Genomic DNA, 12,018 nt, shown 5'->3' on the forward strand with positions numbered 1-12,018 from the left:
GCCACAGCCCTTTTGAGGAATTACTAACTTAATAATTTCAGTAAAAGAATAGCCAATATAACGGTTGAGGCGCCGCCAATTCTTGTGGAAACTTGGGCAAATGGCATTAATGACATCCGATTAGATGCCGAAAGAATCGCGACATCCCCCGTACCTCCTAAACCACTATGACAGCCTGTAACAATTGCTGAGTCAACAGGATACATCTTCATCAATTTTCCTACAAAGTAACCCGTAGTAATCATTGCGACTACAACAGAAGCACAAACAACCGCATATCCAGGTGTTACGATCTTAACTACATCCTTAAGCGGAATATAAAGCATCCCTAAACCAACCATTAATGGCCATGTTAAACTTGATGATACAAATTTATATAAGTGATACGCACCTTGTTCCATTTTAGCTGGCATTATCTTAATACTTTTTACTACTGCTGCTGCAATAATCATTAACACTGGTCCAGGAATTCCAAGAAATTTATTTCCAAGTCCACCTAAGATAAAGAAACTACATGCTATTAACAATCCTGCACCCATAAGTGGGAAATCAACCGGCTTATCAATCGTTGCGGCTTCTGTGATTCCGTCGCCGCCTTTTGTTTTCACTAATACACCATTACCCGTAAGGTGTTTCTTTTTCTCACCTATGCGAGACAAAATACCAGCACAAACGATAGCGACAATATTCCCAATTACAGCGGCGGGGATCAACTGGCCAACAAATGTTTCTGAAGATTTTCCGAGAACCTCTGCATAGCCTAATGAAAGAGGCAAAATTCCTTCTCCGATGCCGCCACCGATTATTGGTACAACAATATAGAAAAGTGTGTGTTTCATATCATATCCAAAAAGCAAACCAACAAGGACCCCTACGATAACTGAAGCAATGGTCCCTAAAATAAGCGGGATAAACATTCGTGTGAAACCTTGAATTAAGACTCTCCGATTCATCCCAAGAATACTTCCGACTACTAAAACAGAGATATATAGATAAAGGAAATTTGATGTTTTCATTAATTGCGTAACCGCATTCATTCCAGTTGTGTTAATCACACTAAAATAGACTAATATAGATGGGACCAACAGTGCTAGAATTGCCGGACCGCCAATATCCTTCAAGACCGGAATCTTCATACCAAGGTCACCAAGTAAAATACCCATAACAATAATGATGGCAAAGCCGCCAATCATGTCAGCTGGAAGCAATTTATAGACAGCTGAAAAGTAGACAACAGCTGCGATAACGATATAAAGCGGCAGTGGAATAACCCCTATCTTCATACTGCCAATTTTACCTAAAAAACCTTTCTTTTCTTCCTTTTCCCCTGAAACAACCGTAAGCGGTTGCAATTTTCTAACTGGTTCCATAAATTCATCCCCCTATTAAATTTATGTTTCTATCATATTCCCGATTGAAACGCTTTCATAGTTTATGTAAATTTAATAAGATTTTTGTAAATAAAAAAAGTAAGCAGTTTTCGGCTGCTTACAAAAAGGCTTTGATTAGATGTTCTTTCATTTGATTATATTCATGCTGGTATACAGGTCTGCCGACGGTACCGTAAATTACCTTCACATCAAGAATTCCGATTTCCTTTAAAAAGTTTAAATACTTACGAACCGATACCCGAGAAATGCCGACCACCTTTACAACGTCCTCTGTTGAAAACGGAGCATTTTTTAATTCCTGAATGGCTTCCCAAATTTGTTTTAAGGTGTCTTTTGTCAATCCTTTCGGGAGGTCTTCGATAAGAGACTTTTCCTCTCGGTGCAGGATCTGCTGGTCCAGTACGTCTTGATTAATTACATGTTGTGTCTGAATAATCTCTGTTTGGTTCTTATAGTCAACTAACGCTCTGCTAAATCGGTCAAATTCAAAAGGTTTAATTAAATAATCTACAGCTCCGTACCTCAAGGCCTTTTTAATCCGCTCCATGTCTGACGCTGCTGAAATAATAATTACATCGGTCTCTTTCTCATTTTCGCGGAGGTAGGTTAACAGCTCTAAACCTAGTTTCCCCGGCATAAATATATCAAGCAAGATCAGATCGATTTCTAGCTTTTCCAATTTCATAATCGCCTCATCTACAGATGCAGCCATTGCCATCAATTTAAATCCAGGGACCTGCTCAAGATAGCGTTTATTGAATTCAGCCACCATTGGATCGTCATCAACGATCATCACTCGGATCATTTCTGTCCCCCTCCCCATCATATGGTATATACACGGCGAAAACGGTCCCTTTTTCAGGTTTTGATGATAGAATTAAATCCCCGTCCAACTTTTTAACCGCCTGCGAAACGAGATACAATCCTAATCCTCTATTTTCGCCTTTTGTGGAGAATCCTTTGTTGAAAATTTGGTTTTGTATTTCTTCACTCATCCCTTTTCCGGTATCTTTTACTTCAATTGTTAAAATATCATCTGCATAATCAAGGGAAACTGTTACTTTTTTGAGTGGACAACCGCTCACAGCCATAATCGCATTATCAATTAAATTACCTAAAATCGTAATCAGTTCATGTGTTATATCAGAATCCTCGGGTTGAGGAATTGGTTGTTCACACAAAACTGATAACTCTGTCCCCGATTCCCTTGCATAACTTAACTTTCCAATTAAAAAGCCTGCTAATACAGGGTCCTTTATTTTTTTGGTCACAAAGCCAATTTCGTTATTGCGATGATTAACCGTTTCATTGATGTATTCAACAACTTTTTCATAATACCCTGTATGGACCATCCCTAAAATAACATGAAGCTTATTCATATATTCATGTGCCTGGGCTCGAAGTGCATCGGCGTAAGTTCTCACTCCAGTCAGTTCTTCGGCGAGTACTTGTATTTCTGTTTTATCGCGAAAAGTTGCAATGGCCCCTACGACCTTATTCCCAACAATAACAGGGACTCGATTAGTTAAAATGGTCATTCCATTTAAATTCTGTTCTTCATCCAATTCAGCTTTACCCGTTTGTAAGAGATCTTTTAAGCGCGTGGTAGACAAATACCTTTCTATATTTACCCCCATCGGATTATCCGGCAGTCCTGCCTTGTGAAACATCTTTAAAGCAGCTCGGTTGACAAGTGTTATCTTTGACTCTTGATCAACCGCGACAATTCCTTCTCTGACGGATTGAAGCATAGCGCTTCTTTCTTCTAATAATTTTGCGATCGCAAACGGCTCAAGCCCAAGTAAGATTTTTTTGATATATCTAGCTAAAATAACAGCCCCAAGAACACCGATTAATAGACCGATCAGGGTTCCAATATAGATCCCAGTTCGGCTCTTTTTGACGGCCTTTTCCACATTATCCAGCGAAATCCCAACGGCCACTGCCCCGATTTGTTTCCCTTTTTCGTCCTTAATGGGTGTAAAAGAGCGTAATGAAGGTCCCAGCGATCCCTTTGATATTGACGCATGCTCTCTTCCTTTTAAAACAGGTCCTTCATCTCCACCCCTGAATGGCAACCCTATTTTATTACTGTCGGGGTGGGATTTTCGAATGGCATTCATATCCATCACGACAATAAAGTAAACATTTGTAACTTTCCTCATTTCATTTGCATAGCTTTGAATGTCCTTTTCATCGCGTTTCCCACTCATCGCCTCAATCACAAGCGGACTATGTGCAACCATGCGAGCTACACTTCTTGCTTGCTCCGCCTGATTCTTTTCCGTCTCTGAAGCAATTCTGGAACTTATAAGTAAATCCGTTATCAACAGCGAAAAAGTAACCACTACACAAACGAATACAATAATCACTGATTTTAAACTCCATCTGCCCCTTCTCATATTTCCCTCCAGCTGTACCGGGTGTCAGGCACCATCTTGATGCACCCCTTGATGACAATGTAATCATTCAGGTAAGTAAAGTAAACGCAAAAAAGCTGCAAAGCTTGCTATGACAGAACTTTGCAGCATTAGAAGCTTTCTTTAACTTATCAGTAATATAGCTCCTGCTAAAATAGGGGTCAGGACCATCGCACTTTTTAAAACGGGCTGAGGTGCAAAGTCCGTAAACTTGGCCCCGACATAAGAACCAATCATGGTTCCTGCCACCACTTCAATTAACAATGGGAAGTTCAAGTATCCTTGAAAATAATAGCCAGCTCCCCCTGCTAAAGCGATGGGCAGAATAACAAGCATGGTTGTACCCACCGATTGTTTAAGCGTAAGTCCCAAGATTAAAAGCAGTCCGATTTGAATGAACGGTGCAGCACCAATCCCAAATGTCCCAGACATCAACCCGGTAACCAAACCGACTAGCGCTGCTTTCTTAATAAGAAGAAGGTTGCTTGGTTCGTCTTTTTTATAGTTTGCCTTAATTTTTTGAACAATAAACAATCGTACGACCAAGATCAAAGCGGATAGAAACAACATCCCTGCGGTTAACCAATGCAAGGAATGGATGGGAATCAAACCAGCTAGCTTTGAACCAAAATAGGAAGCAATCGACCCAAATCCTCCGACAATTAGACCCGTTTTAATCGAAATATTTCCTTGCCGAAAATGACTGTACGCACCTGACAAGGTAGTAAACACCATGGCAGCTAAAGATGTCCCTAAAGCGACATGGATGGGAACTCCAAAAACCACTGTTAAAATGGCAATAATAAAGCCAGAACCTCCTGCTCCGACAAATCCTAATAATACCCCAAGTACAAACATAGTCAGCACGATCGCCAACTTCATCCCCTCCAATTGCAAAAACCCTAGATGTCACTCTAGGGAATGTGTGATCTATAATCCCGATAGTAATCGCTTGCAAATAAACTACCTACATCTTAGTCCAGCCCTCAGTATTTTGATAGATTATGTAATTAAAAAAAGCAGGGTATGAAGCATACAAAAGAGCTCTCCACAAATGTTGTGAAAAGCTCTGCTCTTAACTAAATTACTATTCTTCTTCCTCTAATTCCACCGTCGGATAATGCTTTAAAAAATAAACAAGCGATTGCAGTTCCACTGCTAAGTCAATATGATGGACTCTAATTTGCGGGGGAACATTTAAGCGTGCTGGCGTAAAGTTTAATATTCCCTTTATATTTGCACTCACAAGTCGATCAGTAATCATCTGTGCAACTGGGGCTGGAACCGTTAATATCGCAACGGATATACCCCCCTCAGATAAAACCTTCTCCAATTCATCCATATGATAAACCGGGACCTCGCGAATTTTCGTTCCCATTTTTTCTGGATCCACATCAAAGGCACATTCTATTTTCGTGTTATTATTCTTTAAAAAATTATAGTTTAAAAATGCCGTGCCCAAATTCCCTACCCCTATTAAAGCAACCTTTGTTAATTCATCCTGGTCCAAGGTTTTACGAAAGAAGGAAATCAAATAATTGACATTATACCCATAACCTTTTTTTCCTAATGCTCCGAAATAAGAAAAATCGCGGCGAATCGTGGCTGAGTCGACCTTTACGGCTTCACTTAGTTCGGCTGATGAAACCCTTTGCTTACCGGAAGAATGCAGGTTTTTAAGAAATCGGTAATAAAGGGGCAGCCGTTTGGCTGTCGCCTGTGGTATTTTCATTGTTTCATTACTCATAATCTCCCACACCCCATGGATAATTTAGTTAAAAATCATTTAACTTTTTCGTTTCTCTTAAAATCACCATTTTTACCGCCTGTTTTTTCGACAAGATATGTAGGGCCAATCACCATACCTTTATCAACGGCTTTACACATATCATAAACCGTTAAAGCGCATGCTGACGCAGCTGTTAACGCTTCCATTTCTACACCTGTATTCCCCTTGGTTTTAACGGCTGCCGATATATTTAAGCGATAATTCTCTTCTGTGTCCTGCTCCCAGGAAAAAGATATATTAACCCCCGTTAAGGGGATCGGATGACACATCGGAATCAAATCCCACGTCTTCTTTGCTGCCATGACCGCAGCTACCTGTGCCACTGCTAAGACATCACCTTTTTTTATCGCGTGATTCGTAATTCTATCGTAAATTTCTTTCCTAACTGTAATACTGGAATGAGCAAGTGCCGTCCGTGCTGTTTCTGGCTTATCACTGACATCGACCATTTTTGCTCGGCCTTCTTCATTAAAATGCGTTAATTCTGCCATATAAATAATCCTCCCTTCAAATCATACACTATTTTTCCTTATCTGTCTGTGAAACTTTGAACGAAATTCAAGGTTTTTGCCGATTTAACACCTTCATCCACCTAATCTGCGCCTCAGTTTATTGCCGATATACGGGGAATAAGGTACACTAAACCTATGTAATAGAGGTGAAAAAGAATGATTTTGTTACAGGTTAATCAACTACAAAAATATTATGGTGCTGACCTAATTTTATCGAATATTAAATTAGAATTACAAACTCGAGACCGTGTGGCTCTAGTTGGTCGCAACGGGGCAGGAAAATCAACATTATTGAAGATTATTGCTGGCCACTTGTCACATGATGGCGGTGAAATCATCAAACCAAAAGAAGTAATGATTGGCTATTTAGCCCAAAATACTGGTTTAGAGTCCACTTTGTCGATATGGGACGAGATGTTGACTGTATTTGAACCGCTGCGTTTAATGGAAAAGTCACTTCGGGCCCTTGAAGAGCAAATGGCCGATCCTAATGTATTTGATGATACTGGAAGATACGAGAGAATCCTAAAAGAGTACGACCATCTTCAAGTGAAATTTAAGGAGCAGGGTGGATATCAATACGAGGCAGAGCTCCGTTCTGTACTCCATGGGTTAAATTTCCCTGATAAATCCTTGATGATATCAAGTTTAAGCGGCGGACAGAAAACGCGTCTTGCCCTTGGTAAACTGCTATTAACTAAGCCCGATATCTTAATATTGGACGAGCCGACCAACCATCTTGATATTGATACCCTGTCCTGGCTGGAGCAATATTTACAAAGTTATCACGGGGCCATTTTGATTGTTTCCCATGACCGCTATTTTTTAGATAAGGTGGTTACGCAGGTATATGAAGTCTCCCGTAAGCAAATCCAACGATTCACAGGCAACTATAGTGCCTACCTAGATCAAAAAGCGGCCAATTATGAGCGTGATTTAAAGCTTTTTGAAAAGCAACAGCAAGAGGTGGCAGATCTTCAGGATTTTATCAACCGGAATTTGGCACGTGCATCAACGACCAAACGAGCCCAAAGCCGCCGCAAAAAGTTAGAGAAGATGGAACTGATGGACCGCCCCTTAGGAGATGAAAAATCGGCAAACTTCTCGTTTGAAATTGAAAAACAAAGCGGCAATGACGTGTTAACGGTCGATTCCCTTGCTGTCGGTTATCAGGGCGAAAAGGTCTCAGAAGCCATTTCTTTTCGTGCCTTTAAAGGAGAAAGCATTGCCTTAGTTGGCCCAAATGGAATTGGTAAATCAACCTTATTAAAAACAATTATTAAAAAGCTTCCTGCCCTAGACGGAACCATTCTCTATGGAACAAACCTTTCCATCGGATATTACGATCAGGAACAGGCTGAATTAACTTCCAATAAGCGTGTTTTGAATGAACTCTGGGATGATTACCCGTTAAAAAACGAAAAAGAGATTCGAACGGTTCTTGGTAATTTCTTATTTTCCGGTGATGATGTCTTAAAAATTGTCTCCACTTTAAGCGGTGGGGAGAAAGCTCGACTTGCTTTAGCTAAGCTGATGTTGGAAAAAGCCAATGTTCTAATTTTAGATGAGCCCACCAACCATTTGGATTTAGATAGCAAGGAAGTTCTTGAGAATGCATTAATCGATTACCCTGGCACAATTCTTTTTGTCTCCCATGACAGGTATTTTATTAACCGAATTGCCACAAAGGTCTTGGAACTGAGCCGCCATGGCAGTACAGAGTATTTAGGGGATTATGATTATTATGTAGAGAAGAAATTGGAGCAGGAGGAGCTTGCTGCCCTGGCGCTGGCGGATATTCAAAAAGGGTCTGCACAAATGGAAGCATTTGAGAAAAATACTTATCAACAGGATAAGGAAAGCAAGAAACAAGAACGTCAGCGAAAACGGAAATTAGAAGAAGTGGAACAAAGAATTGAAGAACTGGAAGAGCAAATTCAGGAATTCGAACAGCAGTTATGTGATCCAGATATCTTTCAAAATCATGAAAGAGTATTAGAAATCAACATAAAAAATGAAAAAGCCAAGGCTGAACTCGAGCAGCTAATGGAAGCATGGGCGGAATTGGCAGAGTAAAAACCGAGCAGTGCTCGGTTTTTTCTTTTTGGCTGTGTTAAAAGATTAATGTTGATTTTGGCTCTGTTGATTGGAGTGGAAGGCACGAAGACTCCTGCGGGAGTACGGGGCAGGGGAGACCCCGCAGGAGCAAAGCGACGAGGAGGCTCCCCGGCACGCCCGCGAACCGCTTGTGCCTGGAACAGAAATCAACAGACAAGTTTAACACAGCCTTCTTTATAATAAGACATATATCGACAACATTCGATATAAACACTTTTTTAAAAAATTATTCACTTTTCCACAAGCTTATTCACATTGTAAACAGAGTATTCCCAATGATTTTTTTAGTTTTCCACAATATCCACAATAATTACCCTACTTATCCACATTATACACAGAAAACAATCCACTTATCCACATTTAAGATTATTTTGATGGAAGTTCAAAAATTCTTATCAACAAAAAAACTCTTCTTATCCAGAAGAGTTTCTAATTATATAATTCAATATCTAATCCAGGATTGGCGTTTAACGTCAAATTTGCTCGAATTCCCTTTTCAAACATCACACTTCCAGCAGCAGCGATCATTGCTGCATTATCTGTACATAGTGATAATGGCGGGATGACTAATTCAATCCCAGGTTTCTTGGAAAAAACCTTCTCTAACGCCTGTCTAAGTCCTTTATTCGCTGCAACCCCGCCCGCTACCAATACTTGCTCTACGCCGTATTCTGTGACCGCTCTTTCTGTTTTTGTGACTAAAACTTCAATGACGCTTTCTTGAAAACTTGCAGCTAGGTCTTCAGGGGCAATCACCTCACCTCGTTGCTCCGCATTATGGACCGTATTAATAACAGCGGATTTTAAACCACTAAAACTAAAATCATAGGAGCCTTCCTCCAGCCATGCCCGAGGTAAGTTAATCGTCGGATTTCCAGACTGAGCCAGGCGGTCAATATGAGGGCCTCCAGGGTACGGCATATTTAATGTGCGGGCTACCTTATCGTAGGCTTCCCCTGCAGCATCATCTCTAGTTTCCCCAATCACTTCAAAATGGCCATGTTCCTTCATATACACCAGTTCTGTATGCCCGCCAGAAACGACAAGAGCGAGGAGCGGGAATTTCATTTCGGTTACCAGCCGATTTGCATAAATATGGCCGGCAATATGGTGAACAGGAACGAGTGGTTTGTTCTCAGCAAAAGCTAATGCTTTCGCGGCATTTACCCCAATTAAAAGGGCACCGACCAGCCCAGGGCCCTCTGTGACAGCAATCGCATCAATCTCAGCAAACGAAATATTAGCTTGCTTTAAGGCTTCCTCGGTAACAATGGTGATTTGTTCAACATGGTGGCGGGAAGCAATCTCTGGCACAACACCACCAAAACGTTTATGACTTTCAATTTGAGATGCCACAACATTTGCCACAATCTCACGGCCGTTTTTAATGATTGCGACAGCCGTTTCATCACAACTTGTTTCAATTCCCATAATCCATTGATCTTTTATCATAAATTTACCCACATCACTAAACCATCTTCCTGATTATCTGAATAATAATTTTTACGGATTCCTCCATTTTGAAAGCCTAGCTTTCGATAAAGAGACTGTGCCACATGATTGGTCACACGTACTTCAAGTGTCATGGTCTTTGCTCCCATCTCCCGGGCTACTGACATCATTTTTTGCAATATAGCTTCCCCCAGCTTCCGGCCCCTATATTCAGGCAAGATTGCTACATTCGTCACATGGGCCTCGTCAATGACAATCCACGCTCCGCAGTATCCAAGAATTTTATTATTTTCTTCTAAAACGATATAAACAGCAAATCGATTATTGTGTAATTCATTATAGAAAGCTTCACGACTCCATGGGGTCGTAAAAGATGCATGCTCTACTTCTAAGATCTGATCAATATCCTCTTCCCTCATATTACGAAAAACAAATGAATCTACCATAACTCTCTATTCCTATCCATTTCATATTTTTCCTTTCGCTTCTAACCATTTCGCTTCAGCCTCAGCTAAGCGAATATAATTTGGGACAAAAGAATGTATGTCCTCTCCAGGTTTATCCTTGCCAAGAAGGGCAAGCTCTGATGGACGAGGATTATGTTCTGTGATCGCTGCAAAAACAGCCTGTGATTCCAAATGGTCAGCGATTGTTGCTTGATGGAGTAATAAATCATTTCCGATAAATAATATAGATTTACCGGCTCCTTTTAGAGACTCTGCCCAATCGGCTAACATGACCAAGCGATCCTCTTTAACTGTTAGGAATTCACTGCCATGATTTTGGTATAATCCCGTATATACTTGTCCCCTTCTAGCATCAAAGAGAGGCGAAACATAGCCATCAAAATAACGGCTGACACCTGATGCTAGAATTTCAAGGCTGGAAATACCGACAAGTGGAATGTTTAGGGTCCATGCTAACGTTTTAGCAATAGTTACCCCAATTCTAACTCCTGTATAAGAGCCTGGCCCCTTGGCTACGACAATCTTCGTCAAATCTGCAGGCACCCGCTCACAATCCTTCATCAGTGTTTGAATAGCAGGCATAATCCGAACAGAATGGTTCTTTTTTAAATTGGTTATATATTCTCCAAGTACTTGATTCTCTTCAATAAGCGCTACTCCTAAGGCATAGTTAGAAGTATCAATCGCTAATATCGTCATGAAAAAATCTCCTTACATAATTGCTCATATCTTTTTCCTCTCGGGGCGAAAACCATTCTTCTTTGATCCCCTTCTTCACGATACAAGTAGATGGTCAGTCTTTCCTCGGGAAGCTGCTCCCCAATTAAATGTGCCCATTCTACTACCGTTACTCCATCTCCTTCAAAGTACTCATCAAACCCCAGGTCTTCAAATGCATCTGCCACCCGGTAGACATCCATATGATATAATGGCAGGTTTCCTTTATATTCTTTAATAATGGTAAATGTCGGGCTATTAACGGTTTTCTTAATTTCTAAGCCTTTAGCCAACCCCTTTGTGAAAGTTGTTTTTCCTGCACCTAAATCACCTTCCAGTGCAATGACATCTCCCGGTTTTAAGAGTCCAGCCAATCTTTCGGCAAACTGAGAAGTCTCCTCAGAATCCGTTGTAATACGTTCATATTGTTTCATTCGATCACCTTTTTATTTTAACATCGTAGCACATATCTTCATTTTACCTTATTTATCTGCAAAAAAACCTTAGGATTTCTCCTAAGGTGCCTATTTCATATGTAGTTTACCTGATTTTTTACAATTGAGCAAAAAAAGGCATAAAAAAAGACGAAACTTTGTTTCGTACTCATTTTACAATATAAATGGCGGTCCGGACGGGACTCGAACCCGCGACCTCCTGCGTGACAGGCAGGCATTCTAACCAACTGAACTACCGGACCAGAGTACTTTCAAGCAATGCTTGAAAATAACTTAATTGCGGGGACAGGATTTGAACCTGCGACCTTCGGGTTATGAGCCCGACGAGCTACCAGACTGCTCCACCCCGCGACGATAAGAAAGAAATAAAGTTTTTCACATGACCTTAGTTTAATGACCGCCCCGATTTCAGAAAGCTTATTCAAGCAGCGGCTCAATCGTTGCGCTGTAGATTATTCGAAGTAGCATATTCGAACGTGCTCCACCCCGCGACGATAAATATAAATTACTGCACCATAATATTATCTCACTACAAGAAAATAAATATGTATGGTTTTTAAAGTAATTTTAGCCTGGCAACGTCCTACTCTCACAGGGACGCGTGTCCCAACTACCATCGGCGCTGAGAAACTTAACTTCCGTGTTCGGTATGGGAACGGGTGTGACCTTCTCGCCATTGCTGCCAGACTATTTAATT

General features: G+C 40.8%; 12 protein-coding genes, 2 tRNA genes and 1 rRNA gene. 2 read left to right on the top strand and 13 right to left on the bottom strand.

Annotation, left to right across the window (positions count from 1 at the left end):
- Positions 1-23 precede the first annotated feature (23 nt).
- The 6 genes from ACE198_RS26045 to moaC form a co-directional block, all read right to left on the bottom strand.
- Positions 24-1,370, bottom strand: coding sequence for a 2-hydroxycarboxylate transporter family protein (locus tag ACE198_RS26045; protein WP_098575107.1), 1,347 nt, complete (start codon positions 1,368-1,370; stop codon positions 24-26).
- Positions 1,371-1,488: 118 nt separating this feature from the next.
- Positions 1,489-2,196 (bottom strand): response regulator, encoded by a 708-nt coding sequence (locus ACE198_RS26050; protein ID WP_098575108.1) that lies wholly within the window; start codon positions 2,194-2,196, stop codon positions 1,489-1,491.
- A complete protein-coding gene (gene dcuS / locus ACE198_RS26055) occupies positions 2,174-3,793 on the bottom strand; it encodes a DcuS/MalK family sensor histidine kinase (RefSeq protein ID WP_251463288.1) in 1,620 nt (539 codons plus the stop codon). Before dcuS ends, ACE198_RS26050 begins: the two co-directional genes overlap by 23 nt.
- A 141-nt stretch (positions 3,794-3,934) precedes the next feature.
- Positions 3,935-4,687 (bottom strand): sulfite exporter TauE/SafE family protein, encoded by a 753-nt coding sequence (locus ACE198_RS26060; protein ID WP_142333019.1) that lies wholly within the window; start codon positions 4,685-4,687, stop codon positions 3,935-3,937.
- A 211-nt stretch (positions 4,688-4,898) separates the two neighbouring features.
- Positions 4,899-5,558: a redox-sensing transcriptional repressor Rex gene (locus ACE198_RS26065; RefSeq protein WP_098575110.1), complete on the bottom strand. Its 660-nt coding sequence runs from the start codon at positions 5,556-5,558 to the stop codon at positions 4,899-4,901.
- 35 nt (positions 5,559-5,593) lie between these two features.
- Positions 5,594-6,091, bottom strand: a complete 498-nt coding sequence (gene moaC, locus ACE198_RS26070; RefSeq protein WP_098575111.1) for a cyclic pyranopterin monophosphate synthase MoaC — start codon at positions 6,089-6,091, stop codon at positions 5,594-5,596.
- Positions 6,092-6,268: 177 nt separating this feature from the next.
- Here moaC and ACE198_RS26075 point away from each other — a divergent pair, with 177 nt between their 5' ends.
- Positions 6,269-8,188: an ABC transporter ATP-binding protein gene (locus tag ACE198_RS26075; protein WP_375377565.1), complete on the top strand. Its 1,920-nt coding sequence runs from the start codon at positions 6,269-6,271 to the stop codon at positions 8,186-8,188.
- Between the two features lie 48 nt (positions 8,189-8,236).
- A complete protein-coding gene (locus tag ACE198_RS26080) occupies positions 8,237-8,410 on the top strand; it encodes a hypothetical protein (RefSeq protein ID WP_375377566.1) in 174 nt (57 codons plus the stop codon).
- 249 nt (positions 8,411-8,659) lie between these two features.
- Here the strand turns inward: ACE198_RS26080 and tsaD are convergent, their stop codons facing one another.
- The 7 genes from tsaD to rrf form a co-directional block, all read right to left on the bottom strand.
- Positions 8,660-9,682 (bottom strand): tRNA (adenosine(37)-N6)-threonylcarbamoyltransferase complex transferase subunit TsaD, encoded by a 1,023-nt coding sequence (tsaD, locus tag ACE198_RS26085; RefSeq protein WP_251463284.1) that lies wholly within the window; start codon positions 9,680-9,682, stop codon positions 8,660-8,662.
- Positions 9,679-10,128 (bottom strand): ribosomal protein S18-alanine N-acetyltransferase, encoded by a 450-nt coding sequence (rimI, locus tag ACE198_RS26090; RefSeq protein ID WP_098575114.1) that lies wholly within the window; start codon positions 10,126-10,128, stop codon positions 9,679-9,681. The genes tsaD and rimI overlap by 4 nt, the downstream gene beginning before the upstream one ends.
- Positions 10,129-10,149: 21 nt before the next feature.
- Complete coding sequence (tsaB, locus tag ACE198_RS26095; RefSeq protein WP_098575115.1) at positions 10,150-10,848, bottom strand: tRNA (adenosine(37)-N6)-threonylcarbamoyltransferase complex dimerization subunit type 1 TsaB; 699 nt, start codon at positions 10,846-10,848, stop codon at positions 10,150-10,152.
- On the bottom strand, positions 10,845-11,300 hold the full coding sequence (gene tsaE / locus ACE198_RS26100; protein ID WP_375377567.1) for a tRNA (adenosine(37)-N6)-threonylcarbamoyltransferase complex ATPase subunit type 1 TsaE: 456 nt from the start codon (positions 11,298-11,300) through the stop codon (positions 10,845-10,847). Before tsaE ends, tsaB begins: the two co-directional genes overlap by 4 nt.
- A gap of 186 nt (positions 11,301-11,486) precedes the next feature.
- Positions 11,487-11,563: transfer RNA gene (locus ACE198_RS26105), tRNA-Asp, on the bottom strand.
- A 35-nt stretch (positions 11,564-11,598) separates the two neighbouring features.
- A tRNA-Met gene (locus ACE198_RS26110) sits at positions 11,599-11,672 on the bottom strand.
- A 219-nt stretch (positions 11,673-11,891) separates the two neighbouring features.
- Positions 11,892-12,008 (bottom strand): 5S ribosomal RNA (rrf, locus tag ACE198_RS26115).
- Between the last annotated feature and the right edge of the window lie 10 nt (positions 12,009-12,018).

This window comes from Neobacillus sp. KR4-4, from assembly GCF_042136325.1.
Lineage (GTDB): Bacteria > Bacillota > Bacilli > Bacillales > Cytobacillaceae > Neobacillus.

Coding starts and splice junctions, on each gene's coding strand:
- ACE198_RS26045 (WP_098575107.1), bottom strand. CDS start 1,370: ATGGAACCAGTTAGAAAATTGCAACCGCTTACGGTTGTTTCAGGGGAA.
- ACE198_RS26050 (WP_098575108.1), bottom strand. CDS start 2,196: ATGATCCGAGTGATGATCGTTGATGACGATCCAATGGTGGCTGAATTC.
- dcuS (WP_251463288.1), bottom strand. CDS start 3,793: ATGAGAAGGGGCAGATGGAGTTTAAAATCAGTGATTATTGTATTCGTT.
- ACE198_RS26065 (WP_098575110.1), bottom strand. CDS start 5,558: ATGAGTAATGAAACAATGAAAATACCACAGGCGACAGCCAAACGGCTG.
- moaC (WP_098575111.1), bottom strand. CDS start 6,091: ATGGCAGAATTAACGCATTTTAATGAAGAAGGCCGAGCAAAAATGGTC.
- ACE198_RS26075 (WP_375377565.1), top strand. CDS start 6,269: ATGATTTTGTTACAGGTTAATCAACTACAAAAATATTATGGTGCTGAC.
- ACE198_RS26080 (WP_375377566.1), top strand. CDS start 8,237: ATGTTGATTTTGGCTCTGTTGATTGGAGTGGAAGGCACGAAGACTCCT.
- tsaD (WP_251463284.1), bottom strand. CDS start 9,682: ATGATAAAAGATCAATGGATTATGGGAATTGAAACAAGTTGTGATGAA.
- rimI (WP_098575114.1), bottom strand. CDS start 10,128: ATGGTAGATTCATTTGTTTTTCGTAATATGAGGGAAGAGGATATTGAT.
- tsaB (WP_098575115.1), bottom strand. CDS start 10,848: ATGACGATATTAGCGATTGATACTTCTAACTATGCCTTAGGAGTAGCG.
- tsaE (WP_375377567.1), bottom strand. CDS start 11,300: ATGAAACAATATGAACGTATTACAACGGATTCTGAGGAGACTTCTCAG.